Origin of the sequence: Pseudomonas sp. R1-1, assembly GCF_051132135.1 — a bacterium.
Lineage (GTDB): Bacteria > Pseudomonadota > Gammaproteobacteria > Pseudomonadales > Pseudomonadaceae > Aquipseudomonas.
Window position 1 is genome coordinate 4,983,199 of the sequence record NZ_CP071663.1, and the last position, 17,826, is coordinate 5,001,024.

The 17,826-nt window shown below is 54.1% G+C and carries 12 protein-coding genes and 1 pseudogene; 12 read left to right on the top strand and 1 reads right to left on the bottom strand.

Features of this window, described 5'->3' with window-relative positions; all coding sequences use genetic code 11:
* The first annotated feature begins 118 nt into the window (after positions 1-118).
* From tssI to J3P75_RS22465, 10 genes and pseudogenes are all read left to right on the top strand, one after another.
* Positions 119-2,161, top strand: a complete 2,043-nt coding sequence (gene tssI / locus J3P75_RS22420) for a type VI secretion system tip protein TssI/VgrG (RefSeq protein ID WP_434708221.1) — start codon at positions 119-121, stop codon at positions 2,159-2,161.
* Positions 2,151-2,894, top strand: a complete 744-nt coding sequence (locus tag J3P75_RS22425) for a DUF4123 domain-containing protein (protein WP_434708222.1) — start codon at positions 2,151-2,153, stop codon at positions 2,892-2,894. Before tssI ends, J3P75_RS22425 begins: the two co-directional genes overlap by 11 nt.
* Positions 2,891-7,714, top strand: coding sequence for an RHS repeat-associated core domain-containing protein (locus J3P75_RS22430; protein WP_434708223.1), 4,824 nt, complete (start codon positions 2,891-2,893; stop codon positions 7,712-7,714). Before J3P75_RS22425 ends, J3P75_RS22430 begins: the two co-directional genes overlap by 4 nt.
* A gap of 3 nt (positions 7,715-7,717) precedes the next feature.
* Positions 7,718-8,227 carry a DUF2247 family protein gene (locus tag J3P75_RS22435; RefSeq protein WP_434708224.1) on the top strand — a complete coding sequence of 170 codons (510 nt, stop codon included), beginning with the start codon at positions 7,718-7,720 and terminating at the stop codon, positions 8,225-8,227.
* Between the two features lie 336 nt (positions 8,228-8,563).
* Positions 8,564-8,956 carry an Imm50 family immunity protein gene (locus tag J3P75_RS22440; protein WP_434708225.1) on the top strand — a complete coding sequence of 131 codons (393 nt, stop codon included), beginning with the start codon at positions 8,564-8,566 and terminating at the stop codon, positions 8,954-8,956.
* An 88-nt stretch (positions 8,957-9,044) separates the two neighbouring features.
* Positions 9,045-11,203 (top strand): annotated as a pseudogene (locus J3P75_RS22445) (RHS repeat-associated core domain-containing protein); the annotation flags it as partial.
* Positions 11,204-11,218: 15 nt separating this feature from the next.
* Complete coding sequence (locus J3P75_RS22450) at positions 11,219-11,647, top strand: SMI1/KNR4 family protein (protein WP_434708226.1); 429 nt, start codon at positions 11,219-11,221, stop codon at positions 11,645-11,647.
* 485 nt (positions 11,648-12,132) lie between these two features.
* Entirely contained in the window at positions 12,133-12,396 is a 264-nt protein-coding gene (locus J3P75_RS22455) for a hypothetical protein (RefSeq protein ID WP_434708227.1), read from the top strand.
* Positions 12,397-12,607: 211 nt separating this feature from the next.
* A complete protein-coding gene (locus J3P75_RS22460) occupies positions 12,608-13,159 on the top strand; it encodes a hypothetical protein (protein WP_434708228.1) in 552 nt (183 codons plus the stop codon).
* Positions 13,160-13,344: 185 nt separating this feature from the next.
* A complete protein-coding gene (locus J3P75_RS22465) occupies positions 13,345-13,656 on the top strand; it encodes a hypothetical protein (protein WP_434708229.1) in 312 nt (103 codons plus the stop codon).
* 711 nt (positions 13,657-14,367) lie between these two features.
* Here J3P75_RS22465 and J3P75_RS22470 read toward each other — a convergent pair.
* Entirely contained in the window at positions 14,368-15,090 is a 723-nt protein-coding gene (locus tag J3P75_RS22470; RefSeq protein ID WP_434708230.1) for a tellurite resistance TerB family protein, read from the bottom strand.
* Positions 15,091-15,388: 298 nt separating this feature from the next.
* Between J3P75_RS22470 and ydcS the strand changes: the two genes are divergently transcribed.
* Positions 15,389-16,540: a putative ABC transporter substrate-binding protein YdcS gene (gene ydcS / locus J3P75_RS22475; RefSeq protein ID WP_434708231.1), complete on the top strand. Its 1,152-nt coding sequence runs from the start codon at positions 15,389-15,391 to the stop codon at positions 16,538-16,540.
* A gap of 233 nt (positions 16,541-16,773) precedes the next feature.
* On the top strand, positions 16,774-17,811 hold the full coding sequence (locus tag J3P75_RS22480; RefSeq protein WP_434708232.1) for an ABC transporter ATP-binding protein: 1,038 nt from the start codon (positions 16,774-16,776) through the stop codon (positions 17,809-17,811).
* The last annotated feature ends 15 nt before the right edge of the window (positions 17,812-17,826 follow it).

A 17,826-nucleotide genomic window follows, 5' to 3' on the forward strand; every position in this document is an offset into this window, starting at 1 on the left:
TATAAGCATCGGCCAGCTCTGCTGGTCGATGTTGTTTACGCCCCTCCAGAATTTCGCGTACGTTGACCCGCTTTTGCGGGCGTCGACGAGCGCCGCTGTACAGCACGAGGAACAAGGGATGTTCGCGCCGGCCAATGAAACCCACTTTGCCCTGACCATCGAAGGTCTTTCCGCTGATTTCCAGGTGTTTACCCTCACCGGTCGGGAAGCCATCAGCCAGCCTTTTGTCTTCGAGGTGGAGCTGGTCAGTGAGCAGCCGGCGCTGGACCTCGAAACCCTGCTGCACAAACCGGCCTTTTTGCAGCTGTCGCCTGACGGCAGCGGCATTCATGGCCAGATCTACCGCGCCGCGCAAGGCGATTCGGGCAAGCGCCTGACCCGTTACTCGGTGACTTTGCGCCCGCAACTGTCCTACCTCGCGCACCGCATCAACCAGCGCATCTTCCAGAACCTCAGCGTGCCGAAAATCATCGGCATGGTCCTCGAAGAGCACGGCATCCAAAGCAATGCCTACGAATTCAAGACCGGCTCGATCTATCCCGAACGCATCTACTGCGTGCAGTACGACGAATCGGACCTTCATTTCATTCAGCGCCTGTGCGAAGAAGAGGGCATTCACTACCACTTCCAGCACAGCGCCACGGCGCACAAACTGGTGTTCGGCGATGACCAGACGGTGTTCCCGAAACTCAAGCCGGTGGCCTACCAGCAAGATTCCGGCATGGTCGCCAGCGATCCGGTGATCAAGCGCTTCGACCTGCGACTGGAAACCCGCACCAGCCGCACCACGCGCCGCGATTACGACTTCGAAAAACCGCGCCTGACCCTGGAAAGCGAAAACCGTGGCGACGCCCTGCCCGACCTCGAAGACTACGATTACCCGGGCCGTTTCATCGATCGTGAACGCGGCAAACACCTGGCCAAACGCGCCCTCGAACGCCATCGCAGCGACTTCCAGCTCGCCGAAGGCAAGAGCGATCAGCCATTGCTCGTCAGCGGTCACTTCCTCGCCCTGGCCGAACACCCTAAGCCTAAGTGGAATGATCTGTGGCTGCTCACCGAAGTCCTGCACGAAGGCAAACAGCCGCAGGTGCTCGAAGAGTCGGTGACCAGCGACACCACCGCGCTGAAAGACGATTTCCACCAAGGCTACCGCAACCGTTTCCAGGCCACGCCGTGGGACGTACCCAATCGCCCACCGCTGCGCCACCCGAAACCGCGCATCCTCGGCAGCCAGAGCGCCGTGGTCACCGGCCCGAAAGGCGAAGAAATCCACTGCGACGAATACGGCCGCGTCAAAGTCCAGTTCCACTGGGACCGCGAAGGCCAGGCTGACGACAAGACCAGTTGCTGGCTGCGCGTCTCCAGCGCCTGGGCCGGCGCCCAGTACGGCGGCATCGCCATCCCGCGCATCGGCATGGAAGTGCTGGTCACCTTCCTTGAAGGCGACCCCGATCAACCGCTGATCAGCGGCTGCCTGTACCACAAGGAAAACACCGTCCCGTACGCCCTGCCGGCGAACAAGACCCGCAGCACCTTCAAGACCCTGAGCTCAATGGGCGGTGGCGGCTACAACGAACTGCGCATCGAAGACAAAAAAGGCCAGGAGCAGATCTACCTGCACGCCCAGCGTGACTGGGACGAAAACATCGAGCACGACCAGAAGATCCGCGTCGGCAACGAACGCCACGACACCGTCGAGCAGAACAGCTACAGCGAATTCAAGGCCGAAGAACACCACACCGTCTACGCCGACCGCAAAGTCGAAACCCGCGCCAACGACCACCTCACCGTCGGCGTGAACCAGCACATCAAGATCGGCACCGGCCAGTTCATCGATGCAGGCCAGGAAATCCACCTCAGCAGCGGCATGAAAGTGGTCATGGAAGCCGGCGCAGAACTGACCCTGGTCGGCGGCGGCAGCTTCATCAAGATCGACGCCGGCGGCGTAACGATGAGCGGCCCGGTGATCAACATGAACTCCGGCGGCAGCCCCGGCGTTGGTACGGGCGCCGCGCCGTTGATGCCCGGCGTGCTGAAACAGGCGGATGCCGACAAGGCTGGCCAGGTCCTGACCCCAGCGCAAATCAACACCCTCAAACGCAACGCGCCATTCTGCGAAGAATGCGAAAAATGCAAGGCAGGTGCCTGTGCCATCTGATCGAATCACCCCCAAGGACTGGCTGGCGCAACAGCCGTTGCAGAGTGGCGAGCGTTTGTATCTGGTGATCAGTGCAGCGAGCGATACCGACGCCCTGAAAACCCTGTACCTGACCGAACCCACCGCCCAGCTCCTGCCGATCTGGGGCGGCACGCCCTACGCCACCTGGCAACCGGTGATGCCCTACGTCACCGAACTCAAACCGAACTCGGCATTCCTGCCCTGGATCGCCGAAACCGACGCCCTCGACTGGGGCTGGCTGGCGGTGTCGCGTTCAGCGCCGAACGAAGTGTTCGAGCATCTGCGCAGCCTGACGCAGGTGAAGATGCCGGATGGGACCGAGGTGTTTTTCCGGTTTTGGGATGGGCGTCATATCTATCCGATTCTGCATGGACTGGGGGAAAAGGCCGGTGAAGTGCTGCCGGTGTTTGAGCGGTATCTGATTAATGGTCAGGCGCTGGAGGTTGGGACGCGGGTTGTACCGAAGGTGCGGGACTGGCCGTGGTGGGAGGTGCCGAAGGAACTGCTGGATGGGTTGATGGCAGAAAATCCATCAACCGTTATTGGCAACATGATGCAGTGGTTGCAGGAGGAACACGCCGATCTGTATTTCTCCTTCCCTGAATCAAACCTGAAGCAAAAAGTGGCGCGCTTTGTTAAGCGTACGCCGCTCACGGAAGAAAACTTTACCGGGCTGCTAAAGGCCTATTTGGAAAAAGAGGTGGTGGCATGAGCGTTTTAATGGGCGGGATCGTTGGCGGTCTCACAGCAAAACAACCCGATGCTCAGGCCATCATCAACGATTTCAAGAAATGCCTGAAGGACTATCGCGAGCATGCCGAAGCCTGGTACGGCGGAATTCTGGACGCAGAACAACAATTCAAAGTCGGCGACGAAGTCGGCACGGCGGACAAGGACAGCAAAAAGGAAAATACCCTTTATGCCAACTGCCCCGCGAACGGCAAACTCGTCCTGGTTCATAGCTTCGAGTCCGCGCGCTTCGTGCCGATTGGCAATACTCCAGTTCAGTTGACGCCCGTTGTTGATGGCCGCTTCATCGGCAAGAACGACGTCGGCCCCACCATCAACAAAACCATCGACGCAACGGGGATTCTTGAAGTTTCCGGGCTCAAACCCAATCAGCAATACAAAATTACTTTCTTCCCCAATCCCACACCGGCACAGATCAATAGCCTGTTCAACTCGTATCAAGGTGTGATCGGCGAGCTGGGCGGCTGGCTACAAACCGAATGGAGCACCAGCTTCCTGCCGCTCTGGCAGACACATACCGATGCATCCCTCGGTGGTCGCGCATTGCAAGAGCTGGAAGCCGCGTGGGAAGGCTTCATGAAAGCGATCATGGGCCTGTGGGGCGATATCAAGAGCCTTTACGACCTCATCGCCCATCCGCGCGAAAACTACGAAAAACTGAAAAATTTTTTCACTGAAGAACAGATCAAGAAGATCTACGACGCCTCTGCCGACGCTATTCACACTGCTTTGTTGATCGCTAGCGATGAGCCGCTGATGTGGATCTACGTCGCGGCCATCGTGGCTTGGGTGAAGATGCTGCCGCCGCAGACGTGTACCGAAGTGCTGGCGCAAATGTCGACAGAGTTCTTGCTGAACATTCTGATCGGCGTTGTATTGACCGGTGGCCTCGGCTTGGCCGTACGCGTGGGTACAAAAGCCGTCAAAGGGGTGCAAAGCAGCGGCAAAGTCATAAAGCTGATTGAAGACTTCACCGGAATGCTGATGAAAGTCAGCAAGTCCAAAGCGACGCCACATACCGATGCATCGAAACCGTTGTTGCTCAATGGTGATTCGAAATTCAATCCGGCACGCAAAGCGGACGTTCAGATTGCCGCTCCCAAACCTGCAGAAACGGCCACAGCTCCGAAAAGCAAGCCACCGGTCACTGGCGGAAAAGTGGAATCCGATGCGCAGATTCAGGCACGGAAAAAAGAAGAGCCAGCCTCGCGCATCGAGCAGGTAGAACCGACTGACAACGCGCCGAAGCAATCGAAAAACCCAGCCGATGAACCCGCACAATGCGTCGATAAAACCTGTTCCAACGGCGAACCGGTGTCGATGGTGACGGGCGAAGAATTGCTGACTCTGACCGATGGCGGACTGGGCGGCCTGCTGCCATTTGAGTGGACGCGCCTGTATCGCAGCAGTGCGGTAGAGATCGACAGTCGCCTCGGCCATGGCTGGAGCCATTCACTGTCCCATCGTTTGCAGCTCGACGATGAAGGTGTGCTGTGGACTGATAACGAGAATCGCCAGACACGCTTCCCGATGCCAACTGAGCAGCGCCCGGCCATCACCAACAGTCTGGCTCAGGCAGTGATTTATCTGGGCAGTGAACCCGGCGAACTCATTTTGACCCAGGCCGGGGAAAGAACGCGGTTTTACCATTTCCGCGCCGGGCGTCTGACCACAATCAGCGATGCTTACGAAAACCGACTGCATATCAGTTATGACTTCGTTGACCGTATCCAACGGATAGATAACGGCGCAGGCCGCGCCCTGCTACTGCGTTACGAAGACAGACACATTGTTGCTGTCGATCAACAGCAACAACGTTCCGAATATAACGAGCGCGGCGAACGCCAGGATCCATGGCTGACGATTCAGACCCTCGTCACCTACCGATACAACACCGTCAATCAGCTCATCTCCTCTACCAATGCGGTCGGCGAAACCGAGCATTACCGCTACAACGATCAACACGTCATTCTCGAACGGCAGATGGCAGGGGGCGCCAGCTTCTTTTGGGAATGGGAGCGAGAAGGCAAGCTTTCTCGCTGCGTACGTCACTGGGCAAACTATGCACAGATGGAAGCGCGCTACGAGTGGGACGACAAAGGTTCAGTCACCGTCTATAACGCTGACGGTAGTGAACTGGTCTATGTGCATGACGAAAATGCACGCTTGGTCAGTGAGATCGCCCCCGACGGCGGTGAAACGCAAAACGTTTATGACGACCAAGGTCGACTGGTGGCGGTCAAAGACCCTATGGGGGCTATCACCGAATACCAGTACACCGATGCAGGGCGCTTGATTGCGGTAATTCCTCCGGAAGATATTCCGACGCGTTACAACTATTTCAACGGCCAACTTATTGATGTCCAGCGCGGCAAGGCGCGCTGGAAATACGAGCGCAACCGACAGGGCGACGTCACCCAACAAACAGATCCTGATGGCAACGAGACCTTTTACAGCTATGATCGCCAAGGGCGCTTGCTGGAAATCCGCCACCCCGACGGTAGTCGTCATCAATTGGGCTGGAATAACCTCGGCCAGTTGTTGGAAGAGCGCCTGCCGGACGGCGGTCAACGCAAGTACCGCTACGATGCGCTCGGCCGGCAAATAACCCGCCAGGATGAATTCGGTGCGATCACTCATTACCAATGGGATGCCGTCGACCGCCTGACCCAGGTCACCCTGCCCGGCGGTGCCACACGCGCGTTTACCTACAATCCGTATGGCCGCGTCACCGCCGAACGCGACGAACTCGGCCGTATCACCCGTTACGAATACGCCGAGAATCTGCATCTCGTCAGCCGCCGGATCAATCCGGATGGCAGCCAACTGCGCTATCGCTACGACAACTCGCAACTCAACCTCACGGAGATTGAAAACGAGCGCGGCGAACGCTATCACCTCGATTACTACCCGAACGGCCTGATCCAACAGGAAACCGGTTTTGACGGTCGTCGGACTGCCTACGAGTACGACCTCAACGGCCAGTTGCTGAAGAAAACCGAGTTTGGTGACGACGGCAGCGAACTGGTCACCGAATACCAGCGCGATTCCGCAGGCCGCTTGCTCGTAAAAACGCTACCCGACGGCGAAGAGATTCACTATAGCTACGACGCGCTTGGCCGCCTCGTTAACGTAGACGACGGCCACTGGCCGCTCGCTTATGAATACGACGTGCAAGATCGCTTGATCACCGAGCATCAGGGCTGGGGCACCACGCGTTACGCATACGACAATGTCGGCCAACTCAGCCACTGCCGTCTGCCGGATGGCTGCACGCTCGATTACCGTCATTTGTCCGGTGGACGCCTGAGCAGCATCGACCTGAACGGTTCACGCCTGACCAGCCACCAATTCAATGCAGGCCGCGAGCAACAGCGCCAACAAGGCTTGCTGCTTAGCCAATACCAATACGATGAACAGGGCCGACTACAGGCCCACAGCGTCAGCCAACGGGACAAACATCTGTTCCAGCGTCGCTACAACTACGATGCCAACGGCAACCTCGCCGGTATTAACGACAGCCGCAAAGGCAACCGCAGCTATCACTACGATCCACTCGACCAACTGATCAGCGTACGCGGCGCCATGCCAGAGAGCTTCGCTCACGACCCGGCAGGCAACCTCCTCGGACAAAATGACCTGCCCGCAGCCAAACTCGCCAACGTCAAAGGCAATCGCCTGCTCATGCAGGGCGACCGCCACTACGACTACGACGCGTACGGCAACCTGATTCGCGAACGTCGCGGAACCGGCCAAAAGCTCGTCACCGAATACCGCTACGACTGCCAGCACCGCCTGATAGGCGTCAGCCTGCCGGGTGGCAGCACCGCAAGCTACAAATACGACGCTTTTGGCCGCCGCATCGAGAAAACCGTCGACGGCCACACCACTGAATTTCTCTGGCAAGGCGAGCGATTGATCGCCGAAAGCGCAGAAAATCGCTATCGCAGCTACATCTACGAGCCGGGCAGCTTCCGCCCGTTGGCGATGCTCGACGGCGAAGGCCCGCTAAAAGCGGCCCCGTTCTACTACCAACTCGACCACCTCGGCACACCGCAGGAACTGACCGACTACAGCGGCGAAATCATGTGGTCGGCGAAGTATCGCGCCTATGGCAACCTCGCAGCGCTGGACGTCAACGAAATCGATAACCCGCTGCGCTTCCAGGGTCAGTATTTCGACGCCGAGACAGGCTTACATTACAACCGCCACCGCTACTACAATCCGGGGACTGGACGGTTCTTGACGCCGGACCCGATCAAGCTTGCGGGTGGGTTGAATAGCTACCAGTACGTGCCTAACCCTACGGGGTGGGTGGATCCGTTGGGGTTGAATAATTGTCCTGGCGACAATACGCCACCAGCGAATAGTGTAAAGGCTCCTCCCCTTGAAGCTACTGTTGACGAAGGAGCGCCGCCTTTACCCAAGGCTAAGGATCAATCTGGCTACAATTCGGCTCTTTATGAACGGCTCCGGGCAAGTTATGCCGCTGATGAAATCAAAGCAGCACAGCCCGTCGGCAGCGCACTAAAAGAAGACCCGATGCATCGAGCACCAAGCTATGTTGTAGATCAAATACCAGATAAGGGTAGAGTATTTCCCCTTCGAGGTGGGGATGGTACTAACAATACGCTTACACAGATGCCTGGAACGATGAATGACAAAGCCGGTATTTTCGAGTGGATCATCAATACCAAGATGGAATTGACGCATCAAAGATTTATCCCTAACGGAAAAATAACCGGCACTCCCAATCAAATCCCTTCAAAACTTCCGAGGTAGAAATTGTCTCTATTACCACTTGACGGAAACTATGTTTTTTCCAAAACGCCATGGCTGACTTGGAGTGAACTTTTGTATGGACTTGAGAAAGGTTACATCGACAACCAAGGTATTTCTAGCTTCGCTTGCAATACGCTGACAACTTCATCACCGAAAAAAGCTTATGAGCTTTCTACACTAGAGCAGCAAGAGCTATACCTGGCCCGGGACTATTTAGAATCTCTAGCGAGTAATGAGTCAACGGAAAAAGAGGAAAGGATCTCACAACCTTGGATATATTTGCTACTTTCTTATCTTTTTGAAAACAAAGGTCTTTTTTCGGATCCTCTTGAAAAAATCGAAGAACTATATGCCGACCTGGACTACCCAGAAGACATCTCATCGATTGTTAGATATATGCCTTTACCCGAGGGCGAGGTAGGCTCAGAAGAAAGACTTTACGCGAACTGGAAAAACGTCATTTCCGAATACGAAAAACTTTTTTCACATGAAAGAAACCATTACAAAAAATAGCTAAACTCGCTCAGCTATCTGACACTTTTTTATATGCAAAACTCATGAAATCCGAGTTAAACAAAAAAGGGGACAGCTTTATTTTCAAACTAAAAATCCGAAAACAAGTCCGCCCCATTTTCTTCCTTTTTTCCTATAAAAGGAAAACACAATAGAACAAGCATTCAAGAACAACGGATAGAGTTAGCGAGAGCGTTCTGAATAGTTAGGGATAATCCATTCTTATAAGAAAATATCATTTCACGCGCGCCGAAGGTCCAAAACAATCATTAAAATTAAATCCCAAATAGGCAACGTACTCGGCGCAAAAGATCACTATTACTTTAAGGACAAAAAATGTTTTTCTGGAACGACTTAGACGGAAGCTCATTCTTTAATAGAATTTTCAGTAGTCCGATCCCTATCGGTGAGGTAACGCTACTCTCCCTAAACATTGACAACAACAGACCAACAATAATCCTCGAATTCGATATCAAAGAGTACCCTAAGGAACCTCCTATAAAATGGAAGCAATCGGGGTTCAATACCTGCAGGATCGGCCTTAACTGCAGCAATATCGAGGGAGTTTTTATAAAAAACATTCCCACAAAAAAAAATCTAGCCGTAACGATAAAAAATGAATACGAAAGCTACCTAGTCCGCGCAGCTAATGAGGAATCAGTTATTGAGTTCACGACAAAGCATCCTTTGCTCTGCGGCCCCTCTGCCTATCTCAACGCTGAAGAGTAATATTTAAGAAGTAAATTATTCCGGCATCAAAATGAGTAATGTGCAGGCGGAGGATCACCTCGCAAAGATGAGCGCCATTACTCATTAACAACGGGATGCCTTCGACCGCCTGACCCAGGTCACCCTGCCCGGCGGCGCCACTCGCGCATTCAGCTACAACGCCTACGGCAATGTCACTGCTGAACGTGACGAACTTGGCCGTATCACCCGCTACGAATACGCCGACAATCTTCACCTCGTCAGCCGCCGCATCAATCCGGACGGCAGCCAACTGCGCTACCGCTACGACAACTCGCGCCTGTTGCTCACTGAAATTGAAAACGAGCGCGGCGAGCACTATCACCTTGATTACTACGCCAACGGCCTGATTCAACAGGAGACCGGCTTCGATGGTCGTCGGACTGCCTACGAGTACGACCTCAACGGCCAACTGCTGAAGAAAACCGAGTTCGGCGACGACGGCAGCGAACTGGTCACCGAATATCAGCGTGATGCCGCAGGCCGTTTGCTTGTAAAAACGCTACCCGACGGCGAAGAGATTCACTACAGCTACGACGCGCTTGGCCGCCTCGTTAACGTTGACGACGGCCACTGGCCGCTCGCCTACAAATACGATTTGCAAGATCGACTCATCGAGGAACACCAAGGCTGGGGCACTCTGCGCTACCAGTACGATAGCGTTGGCCAACTCAGCCACTGCCGCCTGCCGGACGGCAGCACCCTCGACTACCGACATTTGTCCGGCGGGCGCTTAAGCAGTATCGATCTCAATGGTTCTCGCCTGACCACTCACCAGTTCAGCGCCGGTCGTGAACAGCAGCGTCAGCAAGGCTTGCTGCTAAGCCAATACCAGTACGATGAACAGGGCCGCCTCCAAGCGCACAGCGTCAGCCAGCGGGAAAAACACCTGTTGCAGCGTCGCTACAACTACGACGCCAACGGCAACCTCGCCGGCATCGACGACAGCCGCAAAGGCAACCGCAGCTATCACTACGACCCGCTGGATCGCCTGATCAGCGTGCGCGGCGCCATGCCAGAGAGCTTCGCCCATGACCCGGCAGGCAACCTCCTCGGACAAAATGACCTGCCTGTTGCGAATCTCGCCAACGTAAAAGGCAATCGCCTGCTCATGCAGGGCGACCGCCATTACGATTACGACGCCTACGGCAATCTGATCCGTGAGCGTCGCGGCGCCGGACAAAAACTCATCACCGAATACCGCTACGACTGCCAGCACCGCCTGATCGGCGTCAGCCTGCCTGGTGGCAGCACAGCGACCTACAAATATGACGCCTTTGGCCGTCGCATTGAAAAAAACGTCGACGGTCACGTCACCGAGTTTCTGTGGCAAGGCGAACGCCTCATCGCTGAAAGCGCCGAGAACCGCTACCGCAGCTACATCTACGAACCGGGCACTTTCCGCCCGCTGGCAATGCTCGACGGCGAAGGCCCGCTAAAAGCGGCCCCGTTCTATTACCAACTCGACCACCTCGGCACGCCACAGGAACTGACTGACTACAGCGGCGAAATCATGTGGTCGGCGAAGTACCGCGCCTATGGCAACGTCGTGGCATTGGATGTCAATGAAATCGACAACCCTCTGCGATTCCAAGGTCAGTATTTCGATGCGGAGACGGGCTCCATTACAACCGCCATCGTTACTACAACCCGGGAACTGGGCGGTTTCTGACGCCGGATCCGTTCAAACTTGCAGGAGGGTTGAACAACTACCAATACGTCCCTAACCCCACTATCTGGGTGGATCCGTTGGGATTGGAGTGCCTAGAGGCGGATGGAGGCAAGGCAGAAACTGCCGGAGCAGTGGATCCGGTTGCAGCAAACCGTAATGAAGCACTAAGCGGTTTGGCGACGCCATTGGATCCCCACGCATATAGCGTTTTATACGAGACCAAAATTGGCCCGGATGTGCTAGCGGTTCCCAACCGCGCAGAACATTTTAAGGTTGCAAACGAAAGCCTCTTAAAGTCAGCCGATACTGATGCAGATTTTAATAAAATAATGGAAACCATGGTGCCTGGAGTCAGACGTGTAAAGGGCACCAAGATACCTACCAAAGGCATTAGCCCTGGCAAGGAAGTCACATGGCATCACGTACCGGGAACGGATACACTCCAGCTGGTATGGCGCTATCAACATGAACAATCGAAAGGTCCTCAATGGAATGCTCTTTGGCAGAAGATGTTCCACCCCGGAAACAAAGGGGGCTTTGCGGATGGAAAGAAATAATTACGGAGGGCTGGCATGAAGTTTGACTGGAGTACTTTCGGGATTGAACAGAGATCCTCAGTGGATGCCAATACGATTTCCCAAGTAGAAAAACGACTTGGTGTAATTTTCCCAGAGTCCTACTTGGACTTAGTTAAATATTCCGACGAAGCCTCTCCTGAGGTGTCTTCATTTTCATATGACGACGAAGGAACTTGCATAAGCGAGTTCTTTTCATTCTCGCCCGACGCAACCCCGTATACCATCTCATGGTACTCAGGGGCAGGAAAACCCCCAGGGCTTCCGAATGGATTGGTTCCTATCGCACGGGATGCGGGCGGTTACCTTGTTTGCCTGAATTTCAATACCCCCTCAATTACGGTTGAAATTTTTGACCCAAACTCAAGTAAAACCCACTTAGTCTCTAATAACTTTGATGATTTTATTGGTTTATGGAGTGAGTAGAAAAAGGGACGAAAACAACCGTGCGCATCCCCTCTCCGACTTTGCGTACATCATGCTAGGTAGTTGTGAGTGACACAGTGCATTTAACCTTATTTAGAAATAGCGAAGTTTCTTTTTTCACAGCTACTACACGATGCTGATGTTCGCTATGAAAAGCGAGACCCAAACAATGGCTCAATAAAGGCGTCCGGCACTATGATTATACTCGGCCAGACTGTCGTCATAGCGATCAGTGCTACCGTAATTATAACTTAACTCAAGGAACGCCCCAGCCGAAAAATAATTATCATTCCTTCTGATCACTGAAATCGAAAACGAACGCGGACTTGAACCAAGAATTCCATCAGGAAATGAAGCCGGCGCTAACGACCTATGGATCCCGGGTGGAAAGTTGCCAGATGGAAACATTGAAGCAATAGTCGACGCTAAAGGCCCGCTTGCACCAAAACTTGAAATATCACCACTGTCTTTATAAGAGGATGATCATGAAATTCAATGACACTTTTATCAATACAGACGAGCGATTTACCATAGGAATAGAAGCAGTTAGTGGAAAGTATTATGTTTCTATCCATGTTAGCAACCGCTTGGTTGACTATGATGAGTATTACGAAATAAGCAAAGAGTCGTACGAACTCTTTCTTAAAGATCCGTCCGCAGCACTGATTTTTGTAGAGCGCTGTAAAGCTAGACAAGAAGACGAATCTCTCATGTTCAAGCCAGGCGCAGACCGCGGAGTTGCGACCTAAAAAATCTTCTGGCGACCCGAACTTGCTATTTTCTCGGAAAAGCTCTAGCCCTTTTTCGGGATAGGTATCTCGGTTCAGCCAATTGCGGCCTTTCACAGTCGCATGCTTTTGACTTGGACTGCTAACTCTAACTGACAGCCAACCGTACTTAGGAAAATAATGACAGCGGTATATTCCGAAGATAGAGCATCCTGAGGTTCCGAATTCACAAATGCGTGATTCAAAAAAAGCTCATCAAAGCATTGACATTGGAACGTTGCATGAAAAAACCTTGATGACTGGGAAAAGTACAATGAAGACTACTTTTGAAACGGCTTTAGAACTTCACGAAACATCTGACTTTTTTAAAGGGAATGGAAAATATTTTTCCCGTGGATCCGACTGGGGAGACCATCTCTTCATCAGCAACTGGCAGGAAATGTGCGGAGTTTTAAAAAATCAAAAAGCGGCACAAAGCCTGTTAACGACCATATTCGAAGATTACGCAAAACATTCAAAAGAAGACTATTCAGATGCAGAGGCATTGTTTTCAAACATAAGCGCTTACTACACACTTAAAAACAAAATCGCGTTTCTGTCAGCCAGTAATTACGACCTAATTGAAAGCCTTGATGATCAAAGCAAAAAAAATACAGGGAAATTATTTCGCCTCCTTAGACAGCAGTACGATATAAAAAACAAAGAATTGCCAAAATACAAGTTCGACGACGAGATCAAGCGGTTAAAACTGAAGGGTTGCGTGCTTAATCTCGAATTTTTTTGAGCAGAGCGTATAATGCTAAATTTTTACGCCACCGTGCACTGAAACATGACATGCCCTGTTGAACAAACCCAAAATTTAGCCCTTAGTTTAAGCACTCATTAGAAAGTGTGACAGCGGAGCAAAAAAATCCACCCAACCCCACGCACAGCCAACTTCGACAAATCACGGATACTTCCGGAAGAACGATGAGAATTTTTTATGTGATTGCTAGGAAGGATATGGAGCCAAATCTTCCGCACAGCTCGCACTGGCCGAAAATTATAGGCTACTCATTCGAAGAAAACTATTTTCACTTATCCCAAGGCAAAGGTCACGGCTTTGCCGCGAACGTCATACCCGAATGGAAAGCTAGAAGTCCAGAGTGGACTGAAATATTTACAATTTTAGACTCCACTTGGTTCTTAGATATGATTACTAACAACAACTTCAGCAGCGAAAAGGCTTTTCTGGAAAAGCTAACCGCGCATATTGACAATGTAGATACAATTAGATTTTGATCAGCCCGAAATAATAAACTAAAATGAGTAAAGATTGCTTGCCAAGCCAACTTGACAACTGAGAACAACCTCAATGACACCAAACTTTGAAATAGCTTTGAACAAAAATCAATTCCCTGACTACTTCAAAGGTAATGGCCATTTTTTCACAAGAGACCCTGACTGGGGAACCCAGTTGCATATCATAAATTGGCAAGGACTGTGCACCTATTTAGAACCACTAGAAACTTCGATCGAAATATTGAAAGATGCATTTAGCGAATACTTAAATTCGGTTGAGCTTACAAAAAATGACGCCAGTGACTTGCTTGAAAACATTGGCTGCTATTATTACCTAAGAAACAAACACCCTTTCTTGTAAAAAGACGGATTTGATCTCGTTCGCGACGCGACTGAAAGTGAAAAACAGACAATCTCACATATCATGGCTTTTCTGGGAGAAACAATCGAAGCCAACAATGATGCTCAAGACCTTGAACTCTATAATCATCGCATGAGGAAACTCATTGATGACGGTGGCCCAACCAACATAGAGAACCTCTAATCTGTTAGACGAAACCCAACATGTTTTTAGAAAAGTGGCACAGATTTATTTCCTAAACCTAAAAATAAATCTGTCCCCATTTGTCTTTCTCATTTGTCTAATTCTGGTTTTCTCCATCCCGCATACGGAAAAATCGCAACTCAACGCTGCGATTTCCCCCCAGAACTTCACCCACCCGCCAACCGCACCTGCCTCTCCAACTCCACCTTCAACCCCGGCTCCAGCTTCAACTGCCGCGCCAGTTCATCCAGGTAGCTCTTCTCCATAAAATTCTCCTCATCCACCAGCATCACGCTGGCGATGTACATCTCTGCCGCCATTTCCGGCGTGCTCGCCGCGCGGGCGACGTCGGTGGGGTCGAGGGGTTTGTTGAGTTCGGCGTGGAGCCAGTGTTGCAGTTCCTGGTCGTTGTCGAGTTTGCTGAATTCGCCTTCGATCAGTTCGCGCTCGCGCTCATCGATGTGGCCGTCGGCTTTGGCGGCGGCGACCAGGGCTTTGAGGATGGCCTGGCTGTGTTGTTCGACTTGTGCCGGTGGCAGGCGGTCGAGGGTTTGCGGTTCGTTTTGGGGGGCGCTGCCTTTTTGCGCGTTGTAGTTGCCGTAGGCCTTGTAGGCCAGCACGCCGAGTGCGGCGAGGCCGCCGTAGATGGCGACTTTGCCGCCGACCTTGCGCACTTTTTTGTTGCCGAGGAGCAGGCCCATGGCACCGGCCGCCAGTGCGCCTCCGCCTGCGCCGGAGAGCAGGCCGCCGAGGCCGCTGGCGCCTGACGAGCCGCCGAGCAGGCCGCCCAGCCCGCCGGCAGCCGATTTGTTCGATGCGCCGCCAGCCTTGTTCTGCAGCAGATCCTGGCCGGATTTGAGCAGTTGATCGAGCAATCCACGGGTGTTCATGTTCCGCCTCCAAACAGGGGTTATACGGATCTATAAGGCCCTCAGCCTAGTGCGAAAGTGCCCGAAGCGACCGCGCGAGTGTGCTTCGAGATGTTGCTCGCATTCGGAATCGAAGTCTGCGGCTGACCTTGAAAAAACCGATCTACACTTCAGCCCAGCGCGAAATCTTCATCGCTAAGGTCGAGAGGCGCCCGCCCCGCCACGGCCATCTCTGACTACGCTAATAACAAGCCGCCCACGGCACGCTGCACCGCGTTCACCACTGCCCCGACCATAATATGAAGAAGAGGGATCAACCATGTTCGTGCACAAGACCGCACTGTTCAGTGCAATCACCACGGCCGTGCTGGCCAGCGCCAGCCTGCAGGCTGCAGAGCCGCTGAAGGCTGTCGGCGCTGGCGAAGGTCAGCTGGATATCGTGGCGTGGCCGGGTTACATCGAGCGTGGCGAGAGCGACAAGGCGTATGACTGGGTGAGCGGTTTCGAGCAGGAAACCGGTTGCAAGGTCAACGTCAAGACCGCCGCGACTTCCGACGAGATGGTCAGCCTGATGGCCAAGGGCGGGTACGATCTGGTCACTGCGTCCGGCGATGCGTCGCTGCGGTTGATCGCTGGCAAGCGTGTACAGCCGATCAACACGGCGTTGATCCCGAACTGGAAGTCCCTCGACCCGCGCCTCAAAGATGCACCGTGGTACGTGGTCAACCACCAGACTTACGGCACCCCGTACCAATGGGGGCCGAACGTTTTGATGTACAACAGCAATGTGTTCAAGACGGCGCCCAGCAGTTGGAGCGTGGTGTTCGCCGCGCAGGATCTGCCCGATGGCAAGGCGAACAAGGGACGCGTGCAGGCGTATGACGGCCCGATCTATATCGCCGATGCGGCGCTGTACTTGAAATCGACCAAGCCTGAATTGGGCATCAAGGATCCGTATCAACTCACCGAAGATCAGTACAAAGCCGTGCTCGATCTGTTGCGCGCGCAGCAGCCGTTGATCCACCGCTACTGGCATGACACCACGGTGCAGATGAGCGATTTCAAAAACGAAGGGGTGGTCGCTTCCGGCGCCTGGCCGTATCAGGTCAACGGCCTGATCAACGAGAAGCAGCCGATCGCGTCGACTATCCCGAAAGAAGGCGCCACGGGCTGGGCCGACACAACCATGCTGCACACCGAGGCCAAGCACCCGAACTGCGCGTACAAGTGGATGGACTGGTCGCTGAAGCCGAAGGTCCAGGGCGATGTGGCGGCGTGGTTCGGTTCGCTGCCGGCGGTGCCAGCGGCGTGTAAAGAGAGCGAACTGCTTGGCGCCGAGGGCTGCGAGACCAATGGTTTCGACCAGTTCGACAAGATCGCTTTCTGGAAAACCCCGCAGGCTGAGGGTGGCAAGTTTGTGCCGTATAGCCGTTGGACGCAGGATTACATTGCGATTATGGGCGGGCGCTAGGTTTAAACAGCGACGCGGTCGGCTCCCTTTCCCCCTCGCCCCTCTGGGGGAGAGGGCTGGGGTGAGGGGGTGGCTTTTGATCTTGCCCCTGAATCCAGAGCAATGGCAGAAACCGCTGCCCTCAGCCCTCTCCCGGAGGGAGAGGGAGCTAAAAGCAGAGCGCGTTCGCCGCGATATTTCACGGTTTCAGGACGGCCGCCACGGCGGCCCTCGCCTTTCCGGAGCACCGCACCATGACGCTTGCAGTCCAGTTCACCAACGTTTCCCGGCAATTCGGTGAAGTGAAGGCCGTTGACCGGGTGTCCATCGATATCGAGGACGGTGAGTTCTTTTCCATGCTCGGCCCTTCCGGCTCGGGCAAGACCACCTGCCTGCGCCTGATCGCCGGTTTCGAGCAACCGAGCGCTGGTTCGATCCGCATTCACGGCGCCGAAGCCGCCGGTTTGCCGCCGTATCAACGCGACGTCAACACGGTGTTTCAGGATTACGCATTGTTCCCGCACATGAATGTGCTCGACAACGTCGCCTACGGTTTGAAGGTTAAAGGCGTGGGCAAAGCCGAGCGCCACCAGCGTGCCGAAGAAGCTTTGGACATGGTCGCGCTCGGCGGCTATGGCTCACGCAAACCGGTGCAGTTGTCTGGCGGCCAGCGTCAGCGTGTCGCCCTCGCCCGCGCGTTGGTCAATCGCCCGCGCGTGCTGTTGCTCGACGAGCCGTTGGGCGCACTCGATCTGAAATTGCGCGAGCAGATGCAAAGCGAGCTGAAGAAGCTGCAACGCCAGCTCGGCATCACGTTCATCTTCGTCACCCACGATCAGACCGAAGCGCTGTCGATGTCTGATCGCGTCGCGGTGTTCAACAAGGGCCGCATCGAGCAGGTCGACAGTCCGCGCAATCTGTACATGAAACCGAGCACCACGTTTGTCGCCGAATTCGTCGGTACCTCGAATGTGATTCGCGGCGATCTGGCGCGGCAAATCAGCGGCCATCCACAGCCGTTTTCGATCCGCCCGGAACACGTGCGTTTCGCCGAAGGCCCACTGGCCAGCCATGAAATCGAAGTCAGCGGCCTGCTGCACGATATCCAGTATCAGGGCAGCGCCACGCGCTATGAATTGCAGTTGGAAAACGGCCAGACCCTGAGCATCAGCCAGGCCAACAACCAGTGGCTCGACAGCGGCGTACAGCTACAGACCGGCCAGCGTCTGAGCGCACGCTGGGCACGGGAAGCGATGATCGCGCTGCACGACACCGTGGCCAGCGGGGTATGAAATGAGCTCGCTCGC